This is a genomic window from Nonomuraea rubra (assembly GCF_014207985.1).
Classification (GTDB): domain Bacteria; phylum Actinomycetota; class Actinomycetes; order Streptosporangiales; family Streptosporangiaceae; genus Nonomuraea; species Nonomuraea rubra.
In genome coordinates this window covers 5,780,640-5,806,735 of record NZ_JACHMI010000001.1, presented here as the reverse complement: position 1 = coordinate 5,806,735, position 26,096 = coordinate 5,780,640, and the positions used below count along the sequence as shown (strand labels likewise).

At 71.5% G+C, this 26,096-nt stretch carries 23 protein-coding genes; 5 read left to right on the top strand and 18 right to left on the bottom strand.

Annotation, left to right across the window (positions count from 1 at the left end; translation table 11 throughout):
* Nucleotides 1–240: 240 nt before the first annotated feature.
* The 4 genes from HD593_RS26290 to HD593_RS26275 form a co-directional block, all read right to left on the bottom strand.
* Nucleotides 241–747 carry a hypothetical protein gene (locus HD593_RS26290; RefSeq protein WP_185104754.1) on the bottom strand — a complete coding sequence of 169 codons (507 nt, stop codon included), beginning with the start codon at nucleotides 745–747 and terminating at the stop codon, nucleotides 241–243.
* 41 nt (nucleotides 748–788) lie between these two features.
* Complete coding sequence (locus HD593_RS26285; protein ID WP_185104753.1) at nucleotides 789–1,874, bottom strand: serine hydrolase domain-containing protein; 1,086 nt, start codon at nucleotides 1,872–1,874, stop codon at nucleotides 789–791.
* A gap of 177 nt (nucleotides 1,875–2,051) precedes the next feature.
* Nucleotides 2,052–3,278 (bottom strand): sensor histidine kinase, encoded by a 1,227-nt coding sequence (locus tag HD593_RS26280; protein ID WP_221524968.1) that lies wholly within the window; start codon nucleotides 3,276–3,278, stop codon nucleotides 2,052–2,054.
* A complete protein-coding gene (locus tag HD593_RS26275; RefSeq protein ID WP_185104752.1) occupies nucleotides 3,275–3,931 on the bottom strand; it encodes a response regulator transcription factor in 657 nt (218 codons plus the stop codon). The genes HD593_RS26280 and HD593_RS26275 overlap by 4 nt, the downstream gene beginning before the upstream one ends.
* A gap of 164 nt (nucleotides 3,932–4,095) precedes the next feature.
* On the opposite strand from HD593_RS26275, the gene HD593_RS26270 reads away from it, so the two are divergent.
* Nucleotides 4,096–4,596: a serine hydrolase domain-containing protein gene (locus HD593_RS26270; RefSeq protein ID WP_185104751.1), complete on the top strand. Its 501-nt coding sequence runs from the start codon at nucleotides 4,096–4,098 to the stop codon at nucleotides 4,594–4,596.
* A 179-nt stretch (nucleotides 4,597–4,775) separates the two neighbouring features.
* Here the strand turns inward: HD593_RS26270 and HD593_RS26265 are convergent, their stop codons facing one another.
* Nucleotides 4,776–5,162, bottom strand: coding sequence for an STAS domain-containing protein (locus HD593_RS26265; RefSeq protein WP_185104750.1), 387 nt, complete (start codon nucleotides 5,160–5,162; stop codon nucleotides 4,776–4,778).
* A 1,127-nt stretch (nucleotides 5,163–6,289) separates the two neighbouring features.
* On the opposite strand from HD593_RS26265, the gene HD593_RS65180 reads away from it, so the two are divergent.
* The gene (locus HD593_RS65180; protein ID WP_185112128.1) at nucleotides 6,290–6,544 is read left to right on the top strand and encodes a MerR family transcriptional regulator; all 255 of its coding nucleotides are present in this window, start codon (nucleotides 6,290–6,292) and stop codon (nucleotides 6,542–6,544) included.
* Nucleotides 6,545–6,926: 382 nt separating this feature from the next.
* Here HD593_RS65180 and HD593_RS26255 read toward each other — a convergent pair whose 3' ends face one another.
* The 3 genes from HD593_RS26255 to HD593_RS26245 all read right to left on the bottom strand — a co-directional run bounded on the left by HD593_RS26255 (nucleotide 6,927) and on the right by HD593_RS26245 (nucleotide 8,845).
* Entirely contained in the window at nucleotides 6,927–7,736 is an 810-nt protein-coding gene (locus HD593_RS26255) for a hypothetical protein (RefSeq protein ID WP_185104749.1), read from the bottom strand.
* Nucleotides 7,737–7,822: 86 nt separating this feature from the next.
* A complete protein-coding gene (locus HD593_RS26250) occupies nucleotides 7,823–8,098 on the bottom strand; it encodes a hypothetical protein (RefSeq protein ID WP_185104748.1) in 276 nt (91 codons plus the stop codon).
* 378 nt (nucleotides 8,099–8,476) lie between these two features.
* A complete protein-coding gene (locus HD593_RS26245; RefSeq protein WP_185104747.1) occupies nucleotides 8,477–8,845 on the bottom strand; it encodes an STAS domain-containing protein in 369 nt (122 codons plus the stop codon).
* A gap of 192 nt (nucleotides 8,846–9,037) precedes the next feature.
* Here HD593_RS26245 and HD593_RS26240 point away from each other — a divergent pair, with 192 nt between their 5' ends.
* A complete protein-coding gene (locus HD593_RS26240; protein ID WP_185104746.1) occupies nucleotides 9,038–9,385 on the top strand; it encodes an ArsR/SmtB family transcription factor in 348 nt (115 codons plus the stop codon).
* Between the two features lie 82 nt (nucleotides 9,386–9,467).
* Here HD593_RS26240 and HD593_RS26235 read toward each other — a convergent pair whose 3' ends face one another.
* The 3 genes from HD593_RS26235 to HD593_RS26225 are packed head-to-tail and all read right to left on the bottom strand — an operon-like array spanning nucleotide 9,468 to nucleotide 12,401.
* Nucleotides 9,468–10,793 carry an alpha/beta fold hydrolase gene (locus HD593_RS26235; RefSeq protein WP_185104745.1) on the bottom strand — a complete coding sequence of 442 codons (1,326 nt, stop codon included), beginning with the start codon at nucleotides 10,791–10,793 and terminating at the stop codon, nucleotides 9,468–9,470.
* Nucleotides 10,794–10,795: 2 nt separating this feature from the next.
* Nucleotides 10,796–11,128, bottom strand: coding sequence for an ArsR/SmtB family transcription factor (locus tag HD593_RS26230; RefSeq protein WP_221524967.1), 333 nt, complete (start codon nucleotides 11,126–11,128; stop codon nucleotides 10,796–10,798).
* A 46-nt stretch (nucleotides 11,129–11,174) separates the two neighbouring features.
* Complete coding sequence (locus tag HD593_RS26225; protein WP_221524966.1) at nucleotides 11,175–12,401, bottom strand: MFS transporter; 1,227 nt, start codon at nucleotides 12,399–12,401, stop codon at nucleotides 11,175–11,177.
* 56 nt (nucleotides 12,402–12,457) lie between these two features.
* Between HD593_RS26225 and HD593_RS26220 the strand changes: the two genes are divergently transcribed.
* The gene (locus HD593_RS26220; RefSeq protein WP_185104743.1) at nucleotides 12,458–12,820 is read left to right on the top strand and encodes a winged helix-turn-helix transcriptional regulator; all 363 of its coding nucleotides are present in this window, start codon (nucleotides 12,458–12,460) and stop codon (nucleotides 12,818–12,820) included.
* Between the two features lie 17 nt (nucleotides 12,821–12,837).
* Here the strand turns inward: HD593_RS26220 and HD593_RS26215 are convergent, their stop codons facing one another.
* The 7 genes from HD593_RS26215 to HD593_RS26185 are packed head-to-tail and all read right to left on the bottom strand — an operon-like array spanning nucleotide 12,838 to nucleotide 24,804.
* Complete coding sequence (locus tag HD593_RS26215) at nucleotides 12,838–14,913, bottom strand: hypothetical protein (RefSeq protein WP_185104742.1); 2,076 nt, start codon at nucleotides 14,911–14,913, stop codon at nucleotides 12,838–12,840.
* A 3-nt stretch (nucleotides 14,914–14,916) separates the two neighbouring features.
* Nucleotides 14,917–15,771: a carbohydrate ABC transporter permease gene (locus HD593_RS26210; RefSeq protein ID WP_185104741.1), complete on the bottom strand. Its 855-nt coding sequence runs from the start codon at nucleotides 15,769–15,771 to the stop codon at nucleotides 14,917–14,919.
* Entirely contained in the window at nucleotides 15,768–16,733 is a 966-nt protein-coding gene (locus tag HD593_RS26205; protein WP_185104740.1) for an ABC transporter permease, read from the bottom strand. Before HD593_RS26205 ends, HD593_RS26210 begins: the two co-directional genes overlap by 4 nt.
* 3 nt (nucleotides 16,734–16,736) lie before the next feature.
* Nucleotides 16,737–18,344, bottom strand: coding sequence for an extracellular solute-binding protein (locus tag HD593_RS26200; protein WP_185104739.1), 1,608 nt, complete (start codon nucleotides 18,342–18,344; stop codon nucleotides 16,737–16,739).
* A 24-nt stretch (nucleotides 18,345–18,368) separates the two neighbouring features.
* A complete protein-coding gene (locus HD593_RS26195) occupies nucleotides 18,369–21,647 on the bottom strand; it encodes a glycoside hydrolase family 38 N-terminal domain-containing protein (protein ID WP_185104738.1) in 3,279 nt (1,092 codons plus the stop codon).
* Complete coding sequence (locus HD593_RS26190; protein WP_185104737.1) at nucleotides 21,644–23,161, bottom strand: FAD-dependent oxidoreductase; 1,518 nt, start codon at nucleotides 23,159–23,161, stop codon at nucleotides 21,644–21,646. Before HD593_RS26190 ends, HD593_RS26195 begins: the two co-directional genes overlap by 4 nt.
* A complete protein-coding gene (locus HD593_RS26185) occupies nucleotides 23,158–24,804 on the bottom strand; it encodes an FAD-dependent oxidoreductase (RefSeq protein WP_185104736.1) in 1,647 nt (548 codons plus the stop codon). The genes HD593_RS26190 and HD593_RS26185 overlap by 4 nt, the downstream gene beginning before the upstream one ends.
* 127 nt (nucleotides 24,805–24,931) lie before the next feature.
* Between HD593_RS26185 and HD593_RS26180 the strand changes: the two genes are divergently transcribed.
* Nucleotides 24,932–26,005, top strand: a complete 1,074-nt coding sequence (locus HD593_RS26180; RefSeq protein ID WP_312903713.1) for a LacI family DNA-binding transcriptional regulator — start codon at nucleotides 24,932–24,934, stop codon at nucleotides 26,003–26,005.
* Nucleotides 26,006–26,096: the final 91 nt, after the last annotated feature.

The window sequence follows — 26,096 nt, the reverse complement described above, 5'->3', positions numbered from 1 at the left end:
TCCCCCACGCGCCGGCCGATGTCGCCCGTCACGCCCGTCACCAGGATTGACCCTGTCCCTCCACCGCTTGCCGGATGGAGGCGACGGGCCGCCGCCGAGCATGCGGCGGTCGTGGTCGCTCAGCGCTGGGGTGCGGGCGACGAGGTCGAGGAACGCGGCGGCGTCCGAGACGGCGGTCGCCCGCAGGCGTGGGTCAGCAGCCAGCCCCGTCTGTCTTGCCGTCGATGGCGGCCATCGGCATCAAGAGCCTCCCGGGCCGGCGGCAGCCGACTCCTTCTGGCACTTCTGCTCGGCTGCCTTGAGATCGGGGTCCTCGGCGGCCTCCTGGGTGATGCGCATCATGCTGCCCTCTGGGTCGGGATAGGACTCCACGCCGTTGTCGCGCATGCATTGGGCGAGCTTGCGCAGGTTCTCGGCCATCTCGGGGTCGTTGCGGATCTGCTGCCCGCCGCTGGGGGCGTACTGCCGGCACGCTTCCTGCGCCGCCTGGACCTTCTCCTGCGGCCCGCCGAACGTCATGGTCATCTTGCCGCCGGCATCGGGGTCCGGCATGTCGACGCCGTTCTCGCGCATGCACTGGGCGAACTTCAGCGCCTTCTCCTGCGGGTCCGCGCTCGGCGGCGCGCCTGCCGTGGTCTGCTTGCCGGCGCCGCTGACCGAGGCCACGTCCGCCCCGCCTTCGTCGCCGGAGCCGCAGCCGGTCAGGACCAGGGTGAACGCGATCGCGCCGAGGATTCGTCGTCTCACGGAAGCTTTCCTTGTCTGTTGGAAGGGCGGATGGCCCGCGGTCACTGGCCGGGGCAGAGTACGGCCGCGGCGGCCTTCTTCATGGCGTCTCCGACGGCCATGGCCTTCTCGTTGTCGACCTTCAGCGTGGCGGCCAGCGCGAGCTGGGTCCGGCCGTCGGCCGAGGAGAAGGTGACGGAACTGATTCCGGGCAGGCCGCCCGATGCCGAGGAGACCGTTCCGCCGCACAGCTCGGGGAAGGGCCGCGGCAGCTGCTTCTGCAGCTCCGGTGGCACCAGCTTGCCCTGGTTGAACGCGCGGAAGAAGGCGCTGACGTCGTGCGCGGTGGAGATCGCCCCTTCGGCGCCGTAGCTGGTGGCGTTGAGCCGGTCGACGTCGCGCGGCCGGCCCTGGGCGTCGGGGTGGTAGCCGTGTCCGTGCGGGCCCTTGATCTGGTCGGACACCTTGGTGGCCAGATAGGTGCTCTTCATGCCGAGGGGGGCGAACAGCCGCCGCTGGAACTCGGCGGCCCGGTCGTGGCCGGTCACCCTCTCGATGATCATGCCGAGCAGCACGTAGTTGGTGGTGGAGTAGCGGTACTGCCCCAGCTCGCCCTGAGGCAGTGCGCGTGCGGCTCTGACCAGGTCGATCGGCTCGTAGGCGGTGGTGAAGTCGAAGACGTCGAACCTCCCGCCTTCGGCGAAGTCGGGGATGCCGGAGGTGTGCCGGATCAGATCCCGTACGGTGATCTTCCCGGCGCCCTCCACATGGTCGTGTCCGGCCACCCCGGGCAGGAGGCTGCTGAGCTTGTCGTCCAGGCCGAGCTTGCCCTCCCCCACCAGTTGCAGGACGACCGTGGCCTCCATCAGCTTGGTCTGGGACGCGATGCGGTAACGGGAAGCGGGGGGAATGCGCCCGCCCTTGCCGCCGAGCAGGCGCGTCCCCGCGCTTCCCTGCCCCTTGCGCCGGCCGTCCACGTACAACTCGCCGATGGCGCCCACCACGCCGTCGGTCCTGGCCAGGCTGTTGATCGCCTGCTGGACGTCTCCCGGCCCGACCTCGGCGGCCGCGGTCGCGGGTGCGTGGAGACCCAGCGCCAGCAAGGCCGATGCCAGCCCGGTCATGCCGGACGCTCGTGCACGGCTCATCTCCTGTGATCCTCCCTTTGGGAACGTCGAGGGTGATCACATTTACCGGCCGGCGCCTATCGGCAGGCGATCGGCGCACCATATGCGGGCCATAGGTGGGTGCCTGCGGTACTGCCCGGATGCGTGTGCACGGGCGGAGAACCGCTGGACCGCTCTACGAGATCGCCGGCATGACGATCACCGGGCTCGCCCCTCCCCCGCCACCCCTACGGACGCCGGCTGTGCGGTGATCTCAGCAGGTCGCGGTGCCGGCCGGGAGTGGTGCGGGAGATCGATGGTGATGTCGAGGCCGCCGCCCGGGCGGGCCGTGATCGCGAGGCGCCCCTGATGGGCATGGGTGATCGCGCGCACGATGGACAGCCCCAGGCCCAGCCCAGGGCTGTCGGTACGGACCCGGGTGCCCTGCCCGTGCACGAACGGTTCCAGCAGCGCCTGCGCTTCCTCGGGCACGATCTCGCGGCCGGTGTTGCGGATCCGCAGGACGGCGCGTGCACCCGCCGTGTACGTCTCGACGGTGAGCCGCCCGTCGGCGTGGTTGTAGCGGAGCGCGTTGTCGACCAGGTTACCGGCCAGGCGTTCCAGCAGGACGGGCTCGCCGGTGACCAGCGCGGGCCGCAGCCTTGCGCGGATGGCGATGCCGGCGGCTGCCGCTTGCTCCTCGGCCGTGTCCAGGGCGGCTGCCGCGATGGACGCCAGGTCGGCCGGCTCCCGCGTGCCGGTTCCGGCCTGGCTGCGGGCCAGCAGCAGGAGCCCGTTCAGGACGCGCTGCATGTGGGCGACGGCGTCGCGCACGTCGCCGGCCATCGCGAGCAGCTCGTCCCGGCTGGGGTGGCCGTCCAGGGTGACGTCGATCGCGGTACGCGCGGTGGTCAGCGGCGTGCGCAGCTCGTGGGCGGCGTTGGCGGTGAACAGCCGCTGGCTGTCCAGGATGCGGTCGCGCTCGGCGACGCCGCGCTGGATGCGGTCCAGCATGTCGTTGACCGTGCAGGCCAGCGCCGACAGCTCGTCGGCCGGGGTGGTGACCGGGACCCGCTCGGTGAGGTTCTCGGCCGACATCCGCCGGGCGGCCGAGGAGATCACGCGGATCGGCCGCAGCACCCGGCCGGCCACCAGCCAGGCCAGTACGGCGGCCAGAACGGTCACCACGACGAGCGCCAGACCGGCCTGGGGCAACAGCGCGGACAGGGTGTCGGCCTGTACCTGGTCGGCGAGATCGCGCAGGTCCTGCGGCTGCGGGATCGGCTGGAGCGTGCCCTCCGGGCCGGGGCCGTCCGGGTCCAGGTGGGTGACGAGCGCGGGGCGCCGCTGCATCAGCAGGTAGGTCAGCCCGGTCAGCGCGGCCCCGGCGGCCAGCACGAGGGCGGTCTGCAGGATGGCGAGCCGGGCGCGGGCGGTCAGCCTCACGGCCCGATCCGGTAGCCCGCGCCGATGACGGTCTCGATCACCGGCGGGTCACCGAGCTTGCGGCGCAGCGTGCCGACGGTGATCCGGACCGCGTTGGTGAACGGGTCGGCGTACTCGTCCCACACCTTCTCCAGCAGCGTCTCCGCGCTGACCACGTCACCGCCGGCGGCCAGCAGCTGCTCCAGCACCCCGAACTCCTTCGGCGTCAGGCGCAGCAGCCGGCCGTCCCGCTCGGCGCTGCGCCGGCCCGGATCCAGCACCACGCCGCCGCCGCGCAGCACCGGGGGGCGGGCCGGGGCGCTGCGCCGTACCAGGGCGTGCACGCGGGCGACCAGCTCGGAGAACGCGAACGGCTTGCCGAGGTAGTCGTCGGCGCCCAGCATCAGCCCGCCCACCCGGTCCTCCACGGCGTCGGACGCGGTCAGCATCAGCACCCTCGACTCGCCCCGCTGGACGAGCCGGCGGCACACGGCGTCGCCGTGCACCTCCGGCAGGTCCCGGTCCAGGACCACCACCTCGTACGGGGTGAGCGCACATTTGTCCAGCGCGCTCCGGCCGTCGAGGGCGACGTCGACGGTGAAACCGTGCTTGCGCAGCCCCGCCTCGATGTACCTGGCGAGGGGCTGCTCGTCTTCGACCAAGAGCACACGCATCCGCGCAGTATCGCAACGTCCGTATATGGACCACATATGGTCCGCCGATCGCCTGCCGACAGGCGCCGGCCGGTAGATGTGATCACCCTTGACAGCCCGACCCCGCCCCCTCTTGAAGGGAATATCTCCATGGTTGTCAGCCGTAGGGCCCGACGTGGACGTCCTTGACGCAGGAGATCGTCAAGCAGCCGCTGACGTCCGAGCCGGGCACGAGGATGCGGTACAGCAACGCCGGCTACATCGTCCTGGGCGCGACCATCGAGCAGGTGGGCAAGCAGGACTACGCCGGCTACGTCCGCAGGCACATCCTGACGCCCGCGCGGATGCGCGACACCTTCCTCGGCCCCTGGACGCCCGACGGGGGCTCGCCCGCCGGTGGCGCCGTCTCCACCGTGGGCGACATGCTCAGGTTCGCCCAGGCTCTGCAGGGGCACCGGCTGCTCAACGCCAAGCTGACCCGGACGGTCATGGAGGGCAAGGTACAGGGCCTGAACAAGGACAGCAGTGGCGGACGGGGCCGCATGACCGAGACGCTTCCCGGATGGTTGCTGCGGCTGCGCGCGGACGGCACCCGCCCGCGTCCCTGCCTGGCACCGTGGCCTTCGCCCGCGACAGCCTCGGGCAGGACCCCCTCGGGTGGGCGGTGGAGACGGCCGTGTGGATGACCCGGGAGGTCATCGAGCAGGTGCCGGCCTACGGCGGCGGGCGCAAGCCGTTCGGGACGCTGCGCCGCTCGGTGGAGGCTGGCGTGCTGGCGGCGCTGGTCGGGCTGCCGGTGGACGTGCGGCCGGCGACGGTCGCGGGGCGCGGATGTCGTGCGCGGTGGCGGTCTCGTGGCGCCGACCTACGGCCGGTGCTCCGGCAGGGGCGCCGGCGCGGTACCGGCGGCCGACAGCGCCGCGGCCACGCTGGCGTACAGGGGCAGGGCGGGCCCGCCGTGTCCGATCATCAGCGCGATCAGCCGGCGCAGGGCGGGCGGTGCCGCGGCGATGGCCAGGTGGCCGTTCACGGCCTGCAGGGCTCGGTGGGCGAGGGCGAGCTGGTGGAGTCCGCGCAGGTCGCAGAACCACAGGTCCTGCGCTGCGACGATGACGTGCCTGACCGGCGTCCGGGGCAGGGGGTCGAGAAGGGCGGCCAGCATGCGAGTGGTCGTCGCGTCCAGCTCGCCGGTCAAGGTGATCACGAGCGTGGCATCGCCGACGGGGACCAGGCGTACCGCGAGGTGCATCATCGTGAGCTCCACACGCCGGTGCGGGTCAGGGGCTCCTTGACGGTGTAGGCCAGTTTCAGCGTGATCGGCACCCACTGATACGGCACCTGTCCGGGCGAACCCAGCACGGCAGGCCTGACGCGAGCCGGCCGACGATGATCTGACATGAGTACACACTCCCAGGGGGCCGGAAATCGCCCCTTTCCTCGGTGGCGGTCGGCGCTGTTGCGCATGTCCGGTAACCGGACCGCTCACCCCTGAGACGGGTGTTCTCGAACGGCCAGCGGGAAGGCGCACCTCGTTACGCGACCCGCTCGCCGGAAGCGGCGGCACCTGTTGTGCCGCCCGGCTCCGGCCGGATCAACAAACACGTGGTCGAGCACGGTTGTCCCCCACGCTACCTCCCGGCGGGGATAGGCCCACCTCATCGGCACCCACCCCCGCCTCGCGGTTTCCCATCACGTCAGGGCGAGGACTGGTTCTTGCCCCCCGCAGGCAGAAAATCTGTTGCCGTCATGGTAGATATTCGCGCCGGATGGGGGTAGAGTCTCTGACATCGCAAGGATGGATCCACGAGGGCAGTGCAGTACGAGCACCATGACGAACTGCCCGGACGGACGTGGAGAGCAGTGCCGGAAACGATGAAAGGCAAGGAGGCAGAAGGTCGGACTGCCGCGGCCAGTGCAGTGGAAGAGGGCCGGGGCGGTGGACGCGCTGCCGTTGCACGAAGTCGACGCTCACTGTCGACGCAGGAAACCGGAAAGGAGTGTTGAACGCCATCAGGATCGCCCGTTGCCGGCTGGATGTCATCGCCGCACGGGTACCGCAGCTCCACGAAGAGGACGGTGGTCTACGGTCACGCTTACGCGATCCCCGCACCCCCGCCGGATCAGGCGGCTGGTGCGGAGCAGGTGAACCGGCCGGATGGCCGGTCGATGGTGTTAAACCTCATTCGGGCCCCGGCGCGTCCATGCGCCGGGGCCCCTGTTCGCGTTCAGGAAGGTTGAATGGATCAAACACACCAAGTGCCGCACTCCGGGCGAGACCGGCCCCGCAACACCCGCGACACGACGGCCGGCAAGACGACCGCCGCCTCGGCCGGCAGTCCCGGGCAACGGCTCGATGACGAGGACTACCCCGCCTACAGCATGGGCCGGGCCGCCGAGATCCTCGGCGTCAGCCCGGCGTTCCTGCGCAGTCTCGGCGCCGCCAAACTGATCGAGCCGCTGCGGTCGGAGGGCGGCCACCGGCGCTTCTCCCGCTACCAGCTGCGCCTGGCTGCCCGGGCCCGTGAACTCGTCGATGCCGGCACCGCTCTGGAGGCGGCCTGCCGCATCATCGTCCTGGAGGACCAGCTCGCCGAGGCGCTGCGCATCAACGAAGAACTGCGCCGGCGCGACTGACCGCTGTCTGCCGGCCCCGGCACCGCCCGGGGTCATCAGGACCCCGCCGCACAACGGGAACTGTTCAGCGCGGCAGCCTCGCGTGACGTGGGGCCTGGCACCGCGGCAGGCACTGATGCCGGCCGCTGTCTGCCCTCTTGTCGCGCATCGTGCCCGCGCCGACACGCCGACGGGACGCCGACGGCTAGGCTGGCGGCGTGGGTGAACTTCTGTTCCAGCCCTGTCCGGATCAGCAGTATGCGTCCTGCGCCCGGATCCGCATGCCCAGACCTGCACACAACGGGGCAGGGCCGACACGACGTCGTCCACACACCACCTGCCACGTCCACGTGGCTCACCGCGCGATTCCAGCCGGCACCTGTCGTCAGCCAGGCGACGCAGATCAGCACGCCGGCGCGTGACCGTCGGCGGGACGGCACTCCGGCGCCGGAGGCCGGTCGACCGGCGCGCTGTGCTGCGGCTCCGGCACCGTACCGACGGGGCTCGGGCTCCGCACTGGAGGTGGGACGTCGGCTTGGGGGGAGCCGGTAGCGCCGACCATGCCGGTGGGCGCAGGCGTGGGAGTGGACGCAGCAGGCGGCGTTGACGCCGAGGGTGCCGTGGTTGCGGACAGCGCCGGAGTGAGCGCCGGAGTCACGGGAGCGGTGGCGGAGGGGCTCGGGGACGGGCTTGCCGAGGGGCTCGCCGTGGTCCGCGTCGGGCGCGCGGTCGCGCCAGGTGCCGCGTGCTTGTCCCTCCCGGTCGCCGGCTTGGCGCGCATCTGCTTCCGTGTGGGCTTGCCGGTGAGCTGCTCGGCCACGGTCCGGTCTGCCACGGTCTGGTACGTCAGGATGCTGCCCATGCTGATGGCGAACACCAGCCCAGCGGCGGCGGCCACCCTGGTCCACCGCAGCCTCCTGCGTGGCTCCTCCCCCACGGCCGGCAGGGTGGACGATCCGCCGATCCCCGCCCCTTCACTGGCATGCCCGCGCCGGGCGTTCGCCGTGTGCTGCTTGACCTTCTCACCGGTGCGCTTGAGATAGTGCGCGCACACGGCGGTGCCCACCGTGGTGCCGACGCTCACCACCGCCGCGCCGAGCACGGTGCCGGCCACCCCGAGGTAGGACGCCGTGACCGCAGCGGTCGCCGCGGCCAGCGCGCCGCCACCGATCTGCGGCGCGGTCAACTCGAACTTCCGCTGAACGCCGCCCATGCCCGGCCCCAGTCCCCTTCTTGATCATTGGTCATGCCCATGAGATCGATGCAGGCAGGTCTCGTGCGAAGCCCGCCACCACTGCCCTACCGGCTGTGCGACTTCCACCGGCGCTGGACGGCGCCCCACGTGAGGGCTCCGCGTTGTCGCGCCTCCGCGGCCAGGTCGCGCATGCCGCCTACGGGACCTTGCGGATGCCGGCGCATGAACGCGCCGAGCTCCGCCCCGGCCAGGCCGCACAGAGCCAGGAGGAGAGTGATTTCCAGGGCCGAGACGGCCGCGATTCCGAAGACGATTGCCGTGATCACTGGGATGACTCCAGCCGCCAGCCAGGCGGCGTTATTGATGGGTTCAGCGGTCATCGAGGGGTTCGTAGGCATAAGTGTAGGTTCGTCACCTGCACTCATCCCGGCGGCCCGCCGCCGGTTGGACAGACCTTTGCCGTCCCGCGCATCACCGTTGCCCCCGGAGAGGTTTGCCGCGGTGATCTGCGTGCTCGTTCCGTCCGCCGGAGGCCGGCAGGCAGCGCCGCCGGGACCGGTGATGGACACGCAGCAGGCACCAGGAGGTGGCGACCGTATGGCGCGTACGCCCATGAGCACCGGCGTGGAGGCCACTCGGCGAGAAGACGCGTCCCATCCTAACGGAGCCCCAGGTGAACGCCCCACGCACCCCACGCCCCGGTCGCGGCTTGAGAAGCCATCACGTTCTCGAAGTAGGTTCCGGCCGCCGCCGGCGGTTCAGCTGGGGCGCTCGGCGGCGGCCGACAGCGCCGCGCGCAGCGCTTGGTCGACGCCGGCGTGAACCGGCAGGTGCCGGGCCATGCCCACGACCTCCAGCATGCGGGCCGGCACCGGGGCCGGTGCGGCCAAATGGACGGCACCGCCGTGTCGCACGCCGGCGGTGTGGGCGTCGAGCAGGACACGCAGCCCGCGGCTGTCGATGAACATGGTCTCCGACAGATCGAACACGATCTGATCGCCCGGCTGCTGGCGGACCTGCTCGATGTATGCCTGCAACCGGAGGTGGTTGGTGGCGTCCACGTCCCCCTCGATGCAGATCATGGTGACACCGGGCAGGTGCTGGTGCGTCAGCAGCAGCGCGGACATCGCCCCTCTCCCCTCCCTGTCGGCTTGGGGGTCACCCCGACGGTCGGACCGGGCACGGGGCCGGTAGCTATCGGCTACCCAGGAGCACTCTGCGTTAACATGAAATTGCGAAAGAACGCAATTAGTGAATAGCTGTATGGGACTGGTGATGACCTTGAACGGGACACGACCGGGCAGGCAGGCGATGCGCTGATGTCGGTGCCGTTGTCTCAGGCTCAGGCCGAGCTGTTCCGGCTGCTGGGCCATCCGGTACGGATCCGCGTGCTGGAGCTGCTGCAGAACGGGCCCAGACCGGTGCGAGACCTGCTGCCCGCTCTGGACGTCGAACCCCCCGGGCTGTCGCAGCATCTGGCGGCCCTGCGCCGCTCCGGCCTGGTCACCGCGCGACGCGAGGGAGCCACCGTGGTGTACGCCCTGGCCGGCAAGAAAGTGACCGACCTGCTCCGCGCCGCCCGCGAACTCCTGACCGAAACCTTGTCCGGCCAGAACGAACTCCTCAGCGAACTGCTACAGGCTCGGGCTCAGGACGACACCCCGTGACGCGGAGAAACCTCGTGCCGGACGACTGGGCGCTCGCCTTCTGCCGCGACCATCCGGGGTCCGGCCGCCTGCGCTGTGGCCGTCAGCCGAGGAGGAAAGCGCGCACCTGTTCCGCGACCGGCTCAGGGGCCATCCAGAAGGCGGAGTGATCCTGGCCGGCCAGCGTCAGCACGGTCACGTTCGGCAAGATCGCGGCCAGCGCCCCGGCCCCCGCGCGTATGAAGGCCTCACCGTTGCCGCCGACCGCCACCGCGATCGGCGCCTCGATCGACCAGCGGTCGGCGGGCAGCGGCTTGCCGTCCTGGAGCCCTCGCATGATCTGGCCGTCGTAGGCGTAGGTGTGGGCGTACTTGACCATGGTCTCCCAGGAAGGGTCCTGCTTCATCGCCGGGAGGTACTCGGCGGGGACACCGATCATCTCGGTCATGAAGTACTCGACGGCCTCGCTGCGCCTGCCCGCCGCGACCAGGGCCTCCTGGTGTTCGACGTAGCCGGCGGGCGCCGGGGAGCGGGAGTCGTCGACGATGAACGGCGGCTCGTACAGGTAGAGTCCCGTGACCTTGTCGCCCAGCGCGCTCGCCGCGTCCAAGGTCAGCCCGCACCCGCCGGAACCGCCGGCCAGGGCCGTGGAGCCGCCGGCGACCTCGATCAGCGCGGCGATGTCGTCGATCTCGCGCGCCGGGTCGTAGGGCTGCGGGTCGCCGCTGGCGCCGCGGCCGCGCCGGTCGAAACTGATCACGGTGAAGTCCTTGGACAGCGCCTCGGCCACGCCCGCGACGCCGGTGTGGTCCTCGGCGACGTTGCTGACCACGATGATGGCCGGGCCGGAGCCGGTCATCCTGTACGCGATCGTGGTGCCGTCGGCGGAGGTGACGGTGGAAAGTTCGGACATGAGGGTTTCTCCTTCGCTGGTTGAGGATGGGCCGTCCAGCAGGTTGCCGAGCCGGTCGAGGGCTTCGGCGTAGCCGTCGGCCATCTGGAGCTCGACGGCCCGTTGCAGTGCCTGGCCGTCGGGGAAGCGCGCGGCGACGGAGACGGTGCAGCCGTTGCCGGTGGAGGTGAAGGTGACCGAGGTCGGGAAGGTGCCCGAGCCGTCGGGCTGCCATGCCGCGTCGGCGAACACGTCGTCGTAGGCGAGCTCGCGATGATCGACGACGGTGGTGTAGGTGGCGATGCTGCGGACCGGCGCGGCCGAGGCGTCCGCTGGAGCGATCTCGAAGCGCCAGCGTCCTCCCGGGCGCACGTCCATCTCGTACACGGTCGCGGCCCATCCCTCCGGCCCCCACCAGCGAGTGATCGCCTCGGCGTCCGTCCAGGCCCGCCAAACGCGCTCGACGGCGGCCGGGTAGGTGCGGCTGATGTGGAGGGTGTTGGCCGACCTGTCGACCACGATCCCGTCTGGGGGCATGCTCAAGCTCCTTGCTGATTGGCTGTGTCGTCGAGAAAGGCGCCGAGGCGGTCCATCCGCTGCGACCACAGCGCGGCGAACCCCTGCGCCCAGTCGCTCAGCTCGCGCATCGCGTTCGGGTCCAGCCGGTAGATGCGCTGCTGTGCCCGCTTGGTCACCTCGACCACGCCCGCCTCGGAGAGCAGTCGCAGATGCCGGGACACCTGCGGCTGGCCCAGGCCCAGCGCGTCGACGATGTCGCCTACCGATCGCGGGCCGTCCCTGAGCAACTCGACGATGCGGAACCGGTTCGGCTCCGAGATCGCCGTCATTCGCAGTTGCACGCTGTTGACCACGCCCCCGAACATACACACTGATGTATATATGCGCAAGCGTATATAGCTAGCCGCCTCCGATGCGGCCCTGCGCCGCCGGCACCACTCTGCCGATCGCAGTGGCGAGCGCGGCTCCAAGGACGCTGACGCCGGCCAGGGTCAGCCAGATCGTGGCCGCCCCCGCGGACAGCAACCCGGAGAGCGCGGCGGGAGCGACCGCTCCCGCGACGGTCACGGCGAGCTGGTTGAGCGCCAGGTACCGGCCGCGGAGGGCCTCCGGGGCGCTCTCCGCGGCGACGGTCGACGTGATGGGGCCGCCGAGGATTTCACCGAGGGTGTAGCTGCCCGCACCGAGCACCACGACGCCGACCGCGAGGGCGGGCGCGGCCACGTGGCCGGCGGCGAGGAAGAGGAGGTATCCGGCCGCGAAGCAGGCGTGCCCGGCGACGAGGACGCGGCTGCGGATCCGCCCGCCGAGCCACCCGAGGACGAGGCCCTGGCCGAAGCCGACCATCAGGGTGTTGAGCGTGAAGACCATGCCGGCGGTCCAGCCGGGCAGCCCCAGCACGTCCACGGCGTAGACCGGTATCGCGACGTTGAGGGCGAACAGGGAGATCGCGAAGCACAGCTGATGCGCGACCAGTGACAGGTACCGCCGGTCCCGGAGCACGCGCCCCCAGCCTCCGGCAGCGTCCCGGCCCGCCCCGGGACGGGCATTCGGCACGGCGCGGATCAGTACGAAGGCGGCGACATAGGACAGGGCGTTGACGGTCACGATCCCGGCGTAGATTCCGTGAGTGCCGAAACCGACCGCGACGGCGGACAGGAGGCCGCCGAGTGCGTAGCCGAGGTTGCGTACCGACCCCAGAAGGCCGAACCAGCGCTCGCGCCGGCCGGGCGCGGCCAGCGCGGTGACGATCGCGCCGTAGCAGCTGAAGGACACCGCCCGCCCGGCACTGTTCAACCAGGCGCAGAGGGCGATCTGCCAGGTCTGGTCCACCAGGAGATACCCGGCGAAGCCGAGCGCCTGGGCCAGGTTCGCCGCCTGCAGTACCGGCTTGGCACCGTACCGGTCGACCAGCCCGCCGGCCAGCGGGCCCGCCGGGAGCGCCAGCAGCCCGGCCATCGTCAGTGCCGCGCCCGCCTGCACCAGCGTCAGCGGCGTCGTGGCCAGGAAATACAGCATCGAAACGGGGACGAAGACGCCGGTGCCGATCGAGTCGATGATGATCGCTGCGACGAAACGGCCGTGCCGGGCTCTTGAGGGACGGGCCGGGTTATCGGGAAGTGACACAACCCGGGACGGTATAGATTCTATACCGGTATATACAACGCTACCGGGAGTCGTGCATGGGTAAGGCCTACAACGTCATGGCCGCGACCTGCCCCAGTCGCACCGTTCTGCACCGGATCGGGGCGCGCTGGACGGTGTTCATCGTCAACGCGCTGGACACCAGGCCGATGCGATTCACCGAGCTCAAGGCGCACATCCGGGGGATCACACCGAAGGCGCTCACCGAGACGCTCCGCGCGATGGAGTACGACGGTCTGATCTCCCGCACGGAGATTCCGGCGAATCCCCCGCATGTCGAGTACGCCCTCACCGGCCTCGGCCGGTCACTGCTGGTACCGCTGCGCGCCGTCCGGGAATGGGCCGAGAGCCACGTCCCCGACATCGAACGCGCCCGCGCACAGGCCGACGCGCTGCGGTAACCCGTTCGCCGACGACGTCAGGCGATCACCTGGTATCCGAACTGCACGACCAGCCCGCCGGCTCCGGAGCTGCCCAGGACGCGTACCTGGAGGCGCTTGGCGGCCGAGGTGCCGTCCACCACGTACGGCGAGGTGAGCGTCGTGCTCTGGAAGGTCGTGGTGGCGGCGGTCGCCGGTCCTCCGGCGCTGTCGCCGTCGGCGTCCAGGCGCACCTGGCAGGTCCCCGCGCCGAGCTTCCTGGCGACCCGGACGATGCGGAGCCGCTGGCCATCGGCGTACAGCAGGTTGGACAGGTCGTGCAGGCCGTCGGCGACGGCGCCGTCGATGCGCGCGGTCAGCCAGCCGTCGATCTGCTGGACGCCCTTGTTGCCGGTGGCGCGGGTCTGCGCGGTCTGCGCGCCGGTCAGCGCGTACGCGCCCGCGTGGTTTCCGTTGAGGTCGTTGCCGCTGATGAGCACGTCGGGCGAGGCGCTGACGATGCCGTAGTCCTGCCGGTTGACGCCGTCGCCGGTGAAGCCGCCGATGGCGTTGCCGGTGACCACCACGCGGGTGGCCTGCGCGCGGATGTTGATGCCGGCACCGTGCCTGTAGACCTGGCCGGTGCCCGCGTACGTGCCGGGTTCGGCGCCCTCGAGGTCGAAGGCCGTCTCGCTGACCACCTGGATCGTCCAGGCGCGGTCCAGGCCGGTGATCCCGGTGACGGTGACGCGGTCGTCGCTCTCCCAGCCGTGCGGGGCGGAGGTGGTGACGCGGACGCCGCCCGCGCCGTTGCCGTCCACGGCGCTGATCTGCCGGGCGAAGTCGGGGTGCGCCATCCGGCCGTTGTTGCCGATCAGGCAGCCGGTCACGGTGGTCCGGGCGGAGGCGACGTCGATGCCGTTGCGGCCCGCGCCGCGGATGACGCAGCCGGTGAAGGTGACCCCGCCGACGAACTCGGGGCCGACCCGTACGTTGTCGAACTCGCCGTCGGCGGAGATGTAGGTGTTGGCGAACTGGGCCTGCGCCCCCGCCTCCAGCAGGACGGGCACGCCGTGGCCGTTCTCGAAGCCGCCGCCCTCGAAGTAGACGAACTTCGGCAGCGCCTTGGTGCCGGTGGTGTTGCGCATCCAGAGCCCGTGCCGCCCGAACAGGATGGCGGTCGCGATGAACTTGATGGATCCGCCGAGCCCGTCGATGACCACGTTGTCGGTGACCTTGTTGCCGCTGCCCGCGGCGATGCCGCACTGCACGAACTCGACCGGGTCGGCACGCTGGTCGTCGGCGACGCCGTTGAGCAGGATCACCTGGTCGCCGGTGAAGGTGTTCCAGACGCAGTTCTGGAACCTGACCGTGTTGCAGGCCCGCAGCACGAGCCCGTTGTGGCCGTCGCGGAAGCGGGCGTTGGTGAAGGCCAGCATGTAGTTGCCGTCCTCCTTGGCCGCCCCCGCCCGCTCGGTGCGGATCATCGCACCGCCCTTCAGCCCCAGGCCGCGGATCTGCAGGTTGCGGAAGCCGCCGCCGTGCACGCCGGTCAGCAGGAAGCCGTCGGCGGTCCCGGTCTCGAGCAGGAGCTGGGTGCCGTGGTCCAGGCTGTCGGTGTGGCCGGCGCCGTCGAAGGTGATGGGCACGCGCTTGACCGAGATCGTCCTCTTGATGAGCACCTTGCCGGGGCCGATCTCGATGGTGCCGCCGGCGGGCAGGGCGTTGACGGCGTTCTGCAGGCGCTGGGTGTCGTCGTCGGCTCCGGTGCCGCGCCAGCCGTACCAGGCGAGGTCCACGGTGGTGGCGACGGGCCGCTTCCACCGGCCGGTGGCCACGCCGGCGACGGCGAAGACGGTGCCGCCGTCGTCGGGCTCGGTGCTCGTCTCGTCCCAGTACAGGTCGCCGCCGCCGCGGCCGGGGGTGGCCGTCACGCCGGGCTCGGCCTGGTAGTAGCCGAGCAGGTAGATCTGCTCCCCCTGCTGGCCGGGGGTCTGGCGCAGGTCCGTGACGCCGGCGATCTGCCGGACGTCGCGCTTGGCGGCCTGCGCGGGGCCGGTGCTCAGCGCCATGGCGGCCGCGCCGCCCGCGCCTAACGCCGACAGGATCCGACGGCGGTCCTCGTTGATCTTCATGTGTCAGCCTTTCACCGCGCCGATGAGGATGCCCTTGGCAAAGTGCTTCTGGAGGAACGGGTAGACGATCGCGATGGGAACCAGGCTCAGCACCAGGATCGCCATCTGCATGGACTGGGGAGGGGGCAGGAAGCTGCCCGACAGATCCGCCGCGTCGACGCTGAGCGCGCTGTTGTCGACCACGTACGTGCGCAGGACCAGTTGCAGCGGCCACTTCTCGGTGTCGTTGAGGTAGAGCATGGCGTTGAAGAACGCGTTCCAGTACGCGACCGCGCTGAAGAGCCCGACGACGGCGATGACCGCCTTCGACAGCGGCAGCACGACCCGGAGCAGGATGCGCAGCTCGCCGGCGCCGTCGATGCGGGCAGCGTCGACCAGCTCACCCGGGATCTCCTGGAAGAAGGCCCGCATGATGATGATCTGGAACCCGCCGGCCAGCCCCGGCAGGATGAGCGACCAGTACGAGTCCAGCAGCCCGAGCTGCTTGACCGTCAGGTACATCGGGATCATGCCGGGCGCGAACAGCAGCGTGAACAGCACGGTCAGCAGGATCGGGCGGTGCAGCAGCGAGCCCGGCCGGCTCAGCGAGTACGCCAGCAGCGTGATGCACGTCAGGGACAGCAGCGTCCCGACGACGGTGACGCCGACGGACACCAGCAGCGCCCGGGTGACGACCCCGCCGGCCAGGATGGCCCGGTAGGCGTCGAGGCTGGGCCGCTCCGGCCACAGCACGTAGCCGCCGGTGGCGGTGACCTGCGCCTGGTCGGCCAGGCTGGTGGACAGGACCGCGAGGAACGGCAGGATCACCAGGGCGCAGCAGGCGGCCACGACCGCGCCCTTGAGCGTACGAACGATCATTTGGTGTAGAGCCCTCTCTCGCCCAGCAGGTGCGCGACCTTGTTGGCGCCGAGCACGAGCACCAGCCCGACCAGGCCCTTGACCAGGCCGACCGCGGCGGCCACGCCCCAGCTGCCGCCGACGACGCCGTAGGTGTAGACGTAGGTGTCCAGCACCTCCGACACCTCGGTGCCGACCATGCCCTGCTGCAGGATGATCTGCTCGAACCCGACGGTGAGCACGTCGCCGAGCTTGAGGATGAGCATCAGCACGATCACGCCGCGGATGCCGGGCAGCGTCACGTGCCAGAGCTGGCGGGTCTTGGAGGCGCCGTCCATGGCGCTGGCCTCGTACAGCTCGGGATCGACGCGGGAAAGCGCGGCCAGGAAGATGATCGTGCCCCAGCCGGCGTCCTTCCAGATCACCTGCGAGGTGATCAGGGCCAGGAACAGGTCGGGGTTGCCCAGGAGCGGCAGCGTGGCCAGGTCGTGCCCGCGCAGGAACGTGTTCAGCAGGCCCGCGTTGCCCAGCATGTGCTGGAAGATCGCGACGACGACCACCCACGACATGAAGTGCGGCAGGTAGAGGATCGACTGGGCCAGCCGCTTGAGCCGCACCCCGGCCAGGGAGTTGAGCAGCAACGCCAGCGCGATCGGCACGGGGAAGACGAAGACGATCTGCACGAGCGAGATGACGACCGTGTTGACCAGCGCGTTCAGGAACTCCGGGTCACCGTTGAAGATCACCCGGAAGTTCTCGAAGCCGGTCCACGGCGCCTCCCAGATGCCCAGGAAGGGCTGGTAGTCCTTGAAGGCGATCACGTTGCCGAGCATCGGCACGTAGTGGAACAGCAGGATCACGAGCAGGCCCGGGACGCCGAGCAGGAGCAGCAGCCCGTCCCTGCGCAGCCGGGAGACCTTCGGGGTGGCGCGCCGCGGCGGGGCGGCCGGGCGCGCGGGCGGGGATTTCACGTCGAGTGCCATCGCTCAGTCGCCCTTGGCCAGCGCGGTCTCGTAGTCGCGGCGGATCTGGTCGCCGCCCTGGGCGCGCCACTGCTTGACGACCTCGTCCCAGTGGCTGACGGGCTTGCGGCCGGAGACGATGTCCAGCTCGGCCTGGTCAATGATCTTGGTGAGGGTGCCGCCCTTGTTGACGGCGGTGTCGGAGTAGAGGGCGGCGGCCGGGTTGCGGACGATCGCGGGCACGACGCGCTCCTGGTAGGCGCGTTGCGCGTCCACCCGCTCGCGGGGGCGGGGGCCGAGCACGTGGGGGGCGTCGGCGACGTACTCCAGGGGGAGCTTGACCTCGGCCTTGCCGAGGCTGGTCGGCTCGGGCGCGCCGTCCTTCATCGTGTAGTGGGTGCCCTCGACGCCGAACTTGCGGAACATGTACTCGCTCGTGCCGAGCGGCGCGCTCAGCCAGTCGCAGACGCGCAGGAGCTTGGCCAGGCGGTCGCGGCCGGCCTTCTTGAACGCGGTGATGGCGAAGTGCGCCTGTCCCGCGCGGGCGGGGCCCGGTGAGACCAGCGCGCCGACGTCCACCTTGTAGGTGTCGGCGAGGATGTCCCAGGCGGCGTAGCCGTCGGAGTTGAGCGCGATGGTGCCGTTGCCGAACAGGTCGCGCAGGTTGAGCTTGCCGCCGATGGCGTCGGGGTGGAACAGGCCGGCCTTGACCATCTCGGCGGTCCTGGCGATGGCCTCCTTGCGGCCCTCCGCCTCGTGCTCCGAGGTGAACCTGCCGCCCTGCTCGGCCCACGTGTTGGGGACGCCGAGCATGGTGCCGACGTACGTGATGACGCCCTTGGCGCTGCCGAAGGCCCACCGGTTCTTCGCCGGGTCGGTCAGGCCCCTGGCCAGGGCGAGGAAGTCGTCGTAGCTCTTGAGCTCGCCGCTCAGGCCGCGTTCGGCGATGAGGTCGGAGCGGGCGAACATGATCGTGCCGACGATGGCGCGCGGGATGGGAATGGCGTAGACACCGCCCTGGTAGGCGGTGGCCAGCCAGGAGTCGCGCGGGATGTTGGCGAGGAACGGGTAGCTCTTGACGGCGTCGCCGGAGACGAGGTCGCTGAGGTCGGCGCACAGGCGGGTGAGGATCTGCGAGCGGTTGGCCAGGGTGGCAGACAACATGAGGATGTCGGGCAGGTCGCCGCTGGCGATGACGGTGGACAGCTTGCTCACGTAGGCGGACGCGGGCACGCCGGGCGCCATGGTGACGTTCAGCGTGGCGCCGAGCCGGGTGTTCAGCTCCTGCCAGAACCGGTTGGCGTCCGGGCCGGGTGGCACCGGGTTGAACATGTTGGTCAGCACCTTCACCTCGCCCAGCCCTTCGCCGGGCTTGCCGGTGAAGGCGGTGACGGGCTCGGCGGGGTAGGAGTAGTAGGCGGCCAGCACGCCCTCGGCGGTGGCCGGCAGGTCGGGTTTGACGAGGCCGGACGGGACGTACGCGGGCATGACCGCCTTGCGGGTCCCGGCCTGCGGGCTCGCCTGGGGTGAGGACGGGCCGCACGCCGTCAGCAGGCCGCCCGAGGCGGCCAGCAGAGCGGTGCTCCCGGTGAGCTGGAGGAACTGGCGCCTGCTGTGACGCGCGTCAGACATGGCCTTTCCTTTCCTGGAGAAGTCCTAGAGGAGCTTGAGGGTGATGACGGCCCAGGGGCCGAGGCGGACGGAGCCGTCGAGCTCGCCGACCTCCGTCTCGTCGGCACGGCACAGGACGATCCGGCCGGGGTGGCGCGGGCGTATCTCGCCGCCCTGGCCCGACAGGTCCTGGAGGCGGACGAGCAGTCCGGTGCGGTCGCGCGGCTCGGCGACGGTCGCGGCGGCCCAGCCGGGCAGGCCGAGGTCGAGCAGGCTACCGGCGGGGGCGTCGAGCGGGCGGGGCCCGGTGTCGAACTTGTCGAGCCTGGTCACCTCCGACACCATGGGCGCGGCGCGGACCTCGCGGCCCAGCCGGCCGGCGGCCACCGGGTCGAAGGCGGGCAGGGGGCGGAAGGCGTAGCGGAGGGTCAGCGTGCCGTCCTGCTCGGGTGGGGTGTTGGTGGGCCAGTAGTTGTTCATGACCCACGAGTAGAGTGCGCCGCTCGCGGGGGCGAAGCGTTCTGGCCAGGCGCCGCGCACGATGTCCCCGGCGGTGAACAGCGGCGCGTCGGCCGAGGTCCACGCCACGGCGCCGGACGGGGAGGCGACGACGACGCCGTGCTGGGTGGTGAACCACTCCTGGCATGCGCCGGGGGCGTGGTCGGCGGCGGGGTCGATCCAGCCCTGCTGGCGGTCGTAGCGGAAGCGGGGCTGCTCGTGCGCGAACGGGAAGGCGACGTAGACCGACTCCTTGGCGGGTTCCCGCTCCTTCTCCAGGCGCACCAGCACGTCCACGCGGTCGTCGGCGTCCCTGAGCAGGATGTCCACCTCGACGTGCGGCAGGCTGGGCGCGCTGCCCACCGCCCGCAGGCGCCAGCCGTCGTACGTGCGGCGCAGCCCGACGGGGCGCATGGCCGCCGGGAAGACGTCGAGGCCGGGCGGGCCGGCGTGCGGGCGGCGGCCGTCCAGGGAGGTTCGAGGGGCGGGCGGGTGGTGGTGCGGCTCGCCGCTGTGCCCGGTGACGACGCGGGTGGAGGGGCCGTTGCGGACGTAGAGGACCTGGCCGAGGGGGCCGTCGAGCAGCGGGCGGCCGGTGGGCCGGTGGGTGAGGGCGAGCAGCGCGCCGGTCCCGGGGTCGAGCGCGGCCTCCCATCGGGGGGTGAGCAGGCGCGGCGGCACCGGCTGCCAGTCCTCCTCGGGAGAGCGCCGGGTGGCGCGGCGGCCGTCCTCCTCACCCGGCGCGAGCGCGGCCGGGTCGGGCAGCGGGATCGTGCGGTAGCCGAAGGCGGGCACGCCGGACACCGTCATCCGGTAGCGGCGCAGGCCGGCGCAGTCGGACAGCACCTCAGCGGGCTGCGGAGGCGGCGCGGTGGACTCGTACTCGACCTCCACGTCTCGCGTCCAGCTCAGCGGGTTGTGCACGAGCAGCGCCGGGCCCCGGGTGGTGACCAGCTCGCCGAGCTGGCTCAGCGCCCGGCGGCCCTCGTCCACGGCGGTGCGCAGGGCGGTGTGCACCTGGTGGCGCTTCCAGTCGAGCTGGTCGCCGACCTGCTCGCCGTGGGGGTGGGCGAGCGCGTGCGACCAGGTCCAGGTGTGCTCGGCGCCGAACAGCGCGCCCTCCCAGGCGGCGTCCAGCGCCTCCCGGTGCGGGCGGTAGGCCGGTTCGGCCCGCGCGACCAGGGCGGCCAGCCCCTCGGCGGCGGGCAGCGCGCTCTGCGCCCGCCGGTGCTCGGCGACCACGGTGGCGCCGGTGCCGACGCCGTCCTCCCAGTAGCTGCCGCCGTCGCCGTGCCACACCGGCAGCCGGTCGGCCAGGGGGCGGACCGCGTCCAGGTAACCGGCCATCGTGGAGACGACGATGCGGGGGTGGGCGTAGACGGCGTTCCAGCGGGCGGCGAAGCCGGCGTCGCCGTCGACGAGGTCCTCGTTGTCGGCGTGGGTGCCGATGATCGCCAGGTCGTGCGGCAGATAGTCGGGACGTTCGTAGCGGGCCAGCAGGCGGCACAGGGAGTGGGCGCCGCCTTCGACGGTCTGCGGGTCGCCCACCATGAACCGCAACTGCGAGTAGGTGTCGGAGAAGTGCGTGAGCACGCGTGAGCCGTCCACGCCCTCCCACATGACGGGGCTGAGCAGGTGCTGCAGGTCGCTGTCGGCGTTGCCGCCGCGGTGGTGGTTCTCGATGCCGACGAAGCCGCCGATGCCGAGCGCGGCCAGGATCGAGGGCAGGGCCGCGCTGTAGGAGGGCACGTCGGTGAGGTTGGCGTACGTGACGGGCACGCCGTGCTCGTCGCGCAGCCGCGCCGCCAGGTAGGCCGCCCGGTAGATCTCCTCCAGCGAGGCCACCCCCGACAGGAAGAGGCTGTGGAAGGCGTTGACCGCGATGCGGCCGTCCCGCAGCGCCTGGAGCACGCGCCCGGCGCTCTTGTCCGAGCGGGTGGCAAGGTACTGGGCCAGCACCAGCGAGCCGTCCACGGAGAAGGCGAAGCCGGGGTCGCGGTCCAGGGCGGCCACCGCGCGGTCGAGGTTGCGGCTGTGCAGCTCCAGCACCTTGCCCTGGGTGTCGGTGTAGCCGACGTCGAGGTGCACGTGCGGGATGAGGTGCAGCGTCCACTTGCGGGCGGGGGTGAGGGTGAACGTCACGGGGTCGCCGCCGTCCACCGTCACCTCGGCCGGGCCGCGCGCCTCGGGAACGGGGAAGCGTACGCGGGCCTGGCCGAAGTCCCGTCCGGGCAGGTCGAAGGCGTGGGTACGGCCGGCGAGGCGCACCTGCGCGCGGCGGGCGGGCAGCGGCACGGTGAGCTCGGCCAGCTCGCGGCCGTCGTGCAGGTAGAGCGGCGTGACGCGCAGCACGGGCCCGGGCGGCGGCGCGGTCGCGGGTTCGAGCGTGATGGAGCGCCAGGTGAGGCCGCTGCCGAAGTGGTGCCCGAACTGCTCGCGGTGCCGGGCCGGCCCCGGCCCGGGGATCGTGACGGGGCCGGTGGCGGCCTCGCGGTCCAGGGTCGTGGTGATGGCCAGGACGTGCTCTCCTGGCGGGAGCATGGAACCGGGGATCGGCACGTCCAGCCGTACCTCGCCGGCGATGGGGCCGTGCCGGTAGACCTCTGCGCGGTCCTCGCGCCGCACCTCGGGGTGGACCAGCCCCCGGTACGCGCCGTCGATCTCGAGCTCCAGGTCGGGGCAGGGGCCGTGCCCGGCGGTGAACTCCAGCCGCAGCGACCACCGCTCGCGGGGCTCCCCCGCGTGCAGCGGCAGCTCGATCCGGTGCGGCCGCCGGCCGGCGGCGGCGTCGAGCGGTCCTGGCTGGAACGGCGGGTCGGGAATCATGGCGCGGGCTCCAGGCCGGGCAGGGAGAGCACGCTGCCGTGCTCTTCCAGGGCGGCGGCCAGGTCGGGGTAGCGGTAGTCCTGCACGGCCCGCCCGGTGCGCAGGGACTGGGCGGCCAGCTCGCCGGCGGCCTCGCCGAGCATGCCGTAGTTCGGCTCCATGCGGGCCGACAGGCAGGCGACGTGGCTGGCGGAGAAGCAGACGGGCACGGCCACGTTCTCGATGCCGCCGCGGGCGGGGAACAGGCACTCGGCGGGGATCTGGTAGAGGTCGGCCGGCTCGTTGTACTCGGTGCCGCTGGGCGGCCCCTCCCCCGCGATCGTGTGCTCCCCCTCCGGGTAGAGCTGGACGATGTGGCAGTCGATGCCGTACTTCCAGCAGCACACCGGGGTGGCCTTCGTGTTGCCGGGGATGCGCAGGTCGTGCTGGGTGAGGACGTACTGGCCGATCAGGCGGCGGCCCTCGCGGACGTACAGGGCGTGCGGGAAGCCGGCGCCGTACGGGCTGTCGGCGAACTCGTCGGCCGGCAGCCCGAAGGTGCGCGTGTCGGCGCGGAACGACTCCGGCAGCGACGGGTCGTTGGCCAGCCAGTAGAGCATGCCCTGGTGCCAGCGCACGTGCTCGGCTATGACCTCCTCGCGCCTGGCCCAGGTGCCGTCCGGGTAGTCCCACGACGCGCCCGGCAGGTCGAAGCCGATGAACAGGGCCTGGTTGGTCTGGTACTTGTCGCCGGGCGGCAGCAACGCCGTATGCGTGACGATGTCCGACAGGCCGGTGATGCCGCGCCGGGTGATGAGCTGGCCGAGCAGGCCGTACAGGGCCGGGTCGTACCCGTCGGGCCTGGGGAAGGGCAGCCGGTCGGCGGCCTTGGACAACACGCCGCGGAAGTTGTACGCCTGCGTCTTGGCGTCGCCCTCGCCCGGCGGCTCGGCCGGGGGCGGGCCGACCGGGTAGCCGGCGTTGGGCGCGAACTCGCTGCGGCGCAGCGCCCGGTGCGGCAGCACGCCGGCGAACGGCTCGTCGTAGCGGGAGCGCGGTTCCCGCCCGTACGTGTACGGCACGCCGGCCGCCGCCATGAGGTCGCCCTCGTAGGAGGCGTCGATGAAGAAGCGGGCCCGCCGGCCGAGCACCGCCTGGATGCGGCGGCCCCGCGTCTCGACGTCGGCCGGGCCGTGGATGCGGGCGCCGGTCACCACCTGCGCCCCCGCCTCGGCGAGCAGCCGCCGGGCGACCCGCTCGGCGACCTTGGGCTCGAAGCGGTAGCGAGGCTCCGCGGCGCCGTACTCGTGGCCGATGCCGCGGAAGAAGCGGTCGCGGGTGAGCCCGGCCAGGGCCTCGATGACGTTCGGCGGGTCGCTCTTGACCAGCCCGCCGGCGACGATGCCCCCGGCGTGCCCGGTCGGCTCCAGGATCAGGCTGCTCAGGCCGCGCAGGCGCAGCCGCAGCGCGGCCATGATGCCGGCGAGCGTCGCGCCGTAGATGAGAACGTCGTGCTGCTCCGTGGGCGGGCTCATGCGCGCCGCTCGGGCAGGACGTAGGTGGGGGTGGCGTGCTTGCGGGCCTGGGAGGGGCGCATGACGGCGATCTCCTCCGGCCAGGCCACGGGGACGCCGAGGGTGCCGGTGAGCAGCCGCTGCAGGTCTTCTGTCAGGGACGGGGAGCCGGCCACGGCGTGCGGCTCGGTGCCGCGGTTCAGGCAGAGCGCCGACAGCGCGCCGACGGCCTCGCCGATGCTCCACTCCACCGGGTGCAGCCGGTAGCTGCCGTTGGTGATGTGGGTGGTGCCGATGTTCTTGTTGGCCGGCAGCAGGTTGCGCATCCGGACCGGGACGAGCGCGCCCAGCGGGAGCTGGAAGGGGTAGACCTCCAGGTTGACGTAGTTGATGCCGGCCGTGCTCGGGTGCAGGTCGATGTTGTAGTGGCCGACGCCCACCGAGTCGGCGAACCGCTCGGCCCCCGCGCCCTCCGGGCGGTCCACGACCGCGATGTGCTGTTCCAGCACCGTGAAGCGGGCCTTGATGCGGCGCGACTCGCGGATGTAGGCGGCCTTCGCCATCCCGTCCGCCGTGCCGGTCAGGTCGGGACGCAGCCGCAGGCCCGGGTAGCCGTGCCCGCCGTCGGGCCGCGGCGCCTCGGTCTGCATCCAGTGCAGGTACGACAGCGACAGCTCCTTGCACCGCTGCAGCGCCTTCTCCCGGTCGGCGCCGGGGCCGAGCAGCGGCGCCTCCCAGTAGTCGATGTTGGGCCAGTTCACCAGCGTGATGTCGGTGTCGATGACGCCGCGGTCGAACTGGGTACGGGCCCGGATACGGCGGAAGTGCCACAGGTCGGCCAGGCTCACGGCGTCCAGGTCGCCTTCGAAGATGCGGTTGACCCGGCCCTTCATGGTGTGGATGTCGATCTTCTCCCAGGACAGCTGCGGGCCCGGCCAGAAGGGGTCGGCGTGGGTCTTCCAGTGGTCGTAGGAGGCGGGCTTGTCGATGACGTGCTCCTCCCCCGGCCGGTACTCCAGCGGGAAGCACCAGGTGATCGCCTGCTGGTCCGTGGGGTCGGCCACCGGGGCGGCGTACGGCTCGCCGGTCTCGTCCTGGGACTCCGCGCCGATGACGTGCTCGGTGCCGGTGAGCTCCAGCAGGTCGCCCAGCTCGGTGGCGTCGGCGATCAGCGGGGCGGTGACCGTGGTCAGCTCGCCGGTACGGGTGCCGCGCAGGGTCACGGAGGTCACCCGGTCCCCGTCGGTCTCGGCGCCGACGGGGACGGTGTCGAGCAGCACGGTGATCCGGCCCGCGGAGACGTACGGCATGAGCATCTCCTCCAGGGCCGCCAGCGCCACCCGCGGCTCGACGCAGAGCTTGCTCACGTTGCCCAGGCCGGGGTTGAGCACCTCCTGCGCCGCCACCTCGGGCAGCAGCGGGTAGTTGCGCCGGTAGTAGTCGCGGATGCGGTTGCGCAACTCCCGGTAGCCCGAGGAAACATGCGGCGTCTCGATCCACGGATGCTCGTCCGACGGCACGGCCTGCGCGGTGAGCTGGCCGCCCAGCCAGTCCGTCTCCTCGGTCAGCAGCACCCGGTGGCCCAGGCGGGCCGCCGTCAGCGCGGCCGCCACTCCCCCGAGCCCGCCACCTACCACCAGCAGATCAACATTCAGCTCAGTCATTGCTAATTTTTCAGCCTTCTCTTCGCCAGGCCTGTTAGGTTTCGCACATGTTAAGCCGGGTCCAAATCGGGGAGTCAATAGCTAATAGAAGTGCAAATATCAGCACTGGACAGTCCGGCTATTACTGATGCAGAATCGGGGCATGTCGCGATCAAGGGGGAGAGGGCCCAGCCAGGCGGACATCGCACGGGAGGCCGGCGTGTCGCAGTCGACCGTCTCGATGGTGCTGACCGGCTCGGGCGACCTCGGCCGCATCTCGGCCGAGACCCAGCGCAAGGTGCTCAGAGCAGCCCGGCAGCTCAAGTACGTCTCGGCCGGCCAGCAACGCGCGGCGGGCGGCCCGCGGCAGGCGCCGCTGCTGCTCGGCGTGCACACCTTCGAGCCGATCTTCCCGACCAGCGCCAGGGACTACTACTTCGAGTTCCTTCAGGGCATCGAGGAGCAGGCGGGGATCGAGGGCTGCAACCTCGTCCTGTTCACCGCGGCCCCGGACGAGGACGGCGTGCGCCGCCTCTACAGCGGCTCGGTGAACGGGCTGCGCCAGGCCAACGGCAGCCTGCTGCTCGGCCACCACACCCACCGGGAGGACCTGACCCGGCTGGCCGCCGACCGGCACCCGTTCGTCTACATCGGCCACCGCGAGGTCCCCGGCACGGAGATCTCCTACGTCGGCGGCGACTACCGCGCCGCCACCGGCCGGATCGTGGACGACCTGGTCGGCCTGGGCCACCGCACCTTCGCCTACCTCGGCGAGGCCAGGCGCGACGAGCCGCAGACCGACCGGTGGGAGGGCTTCCGCGCGGCCCTGGAGCGGTTCGGGCTGCCCGTGCCGGAGCCGCTGTTCACCCGTCCCGACGACCTGACCGCCCAGTGGCTGGACCGGGCCGTGCGCGACGGCGCCACCGCCGTCCTCGTCGAGGCGGTCAGCCTGGTCCGGGTGCTGGCCGCCATGGCGAGGCTGCGCGACCTCGACATCCCGGGCGACCTGTCGCTGGTGCTGCTCGTGGACGACCCCGGAGGCGAGTCGGGCCTCGACCCGATCGCCACGCTGCGCATCCCCCGCAACGCCATGGGCCGCCGCGCGGTCAGCCTCCTGACCTCGCAGATCACCGATCCGGTCGGCGACTACGAGCGGCAGATCCTGCTGCCGTGCACCCACACGCTCGACGGCACCGTAGCCCCTCCGCGCGGAGTGGCTTGACGGGACGAATCACCAGTCACCATGACCAACGTCATGGTGATCTCTATCTCCAGCCCGATGCGCGCCATGCCCGCGCCTTCATAGCGTTCCC

Excerpts from the sequence above, each read along its gene's own strand:
- HD593_RS26285 (WP_185104753.1), bottom strand. The coding sequence starts at position 1,874 with ATGAGCCGTGCACGAGCGTCCGGCATGACCGGGCTGGCATCGGCCTTG.
- HD593_RS26275 (WP_185104752.1), bottom strand. The coding sequence starts at position 3,931 with ATGCGTGTGCTCTTGGTCGAAGACGAGCAGCCCCTCGCCAGGTACATC.
- HD593_RS26265 (WP_185104750.1), bottom strand. The coding sequence starts at position 5,162 with ATGATGCACCTCGCGGTACGCCTGGTCCCCGTCGGCGATGCCACGCTC.
- HD593_RS65180 (WP_185112128.1), top strand. The coding sequence starts at position 6,290 with ATGGGCCGGGCCGCCGAGATCCTCGGCGTCAGCCCGGCGTTCCTGCGC.
- HD593_RS26255 (WP_185104749.1), bottom strand. The coding sequence starts at position 7,736 with ATGGGCGGCGTTCAGCGGAAGTTCGAGTTGACCGCGCCGCAGATCGGT.
- HD593_RS26250 (WP_185104748.1), bottom strand. The coding sequence starts at position 8,098 with ATGACCGCTGAACCCATCAATAACGCCGCCTGGCTGGCGGCTGGAGTC.
- HD593_RS26245 (WP_185104747.1), bottom strand. The coding sequence starts at position 8,845 with ATGTCCGCGCTGCTGCTGACGCACCAGCACCTGCCCGGTGTCACCATG.
- HD593_RS26240 (WP_185104746.1), top strand. The coding sequence starts at position 9,038 with ATGTCGGTGCCGTTGTCTCAGGCTCAGGCCGAGCTGTTCCGGCTGCTG.
- HD593_RS26235 (WP_185104745.1), bottom strand. The coding sequence starts at position 10,793 with ATGCCCCCAGACGGGATCGTGGTCGACAGGTCGGCCAACACCCTCCAC.
- HD593_RS26220 (WP_185104743.1), top strand. The coding sequence starts at position 12,458 with ATGGGTAAGGCCTACAACGTCATGGCCGCGACCTGCCCCAGTCGCACC.
- HD593_RS26215 (WP_185104742.1), bottom strand. The coding sequence starts at position 14,913 with ATGAAGATCAACGAGGACCGCCGTCGGATCCTGTCGGCGTTAGGCGCG.
- HD593_RS26210 (WP_185104741.1), bottom strand. The coding sequence starts at position 15,771 with ATGATCGTTCGTACGCTCAAGGGCGCGGTCGTGGCCGCCTGCTGCGCC.
- HD593_RS26205 (WP_185104740.1), bottom strand. The coding sequence starts at position 16,733 with ATGGCACTCGACGTGAAATCCCCGCCCGCGCGCCCGGCCGCCCCGCCG.
- HD593_RS26200 (WP_185104739.1), bottom strand. The coding sequence starts at position 18,344 with ATGTCTGACGCGCGTCACAGCAGGCGCCAGTTCCTCCAGCTCACCGGG.
- HD593_RS26195 (WP_185104738.1), bottom strand. The coding sequence starts at position 21,647 with ATGATTCCCGACCCGCCGTTCCAGCCAGGACCGCTCGACGCCGCCGCC.
- HD593_RS26190 (WP_185104737.1), bottom strand. The coding sequence starts at position 23,161 with ATGAGCCCGCCCACGGAGCAGCACGACGTTCTCATCTACGGCGCGACG.
- HD593_RS26185 (WP_185104736.1), bottom strand. The coding sequence starts at position 24,804 with ATGACTGAGCTGAATGTTGATCTGCTGGTGGTAGGTGGCGGGCTCGGG.
- HD593_RS26180 (WP_312903713.1), top strand. The coding sequence starts at position 24,932 with ATGCAGAATCGGGGCATGTCGCGATCAAGGGGGAGAGGGCCCAGCCAG.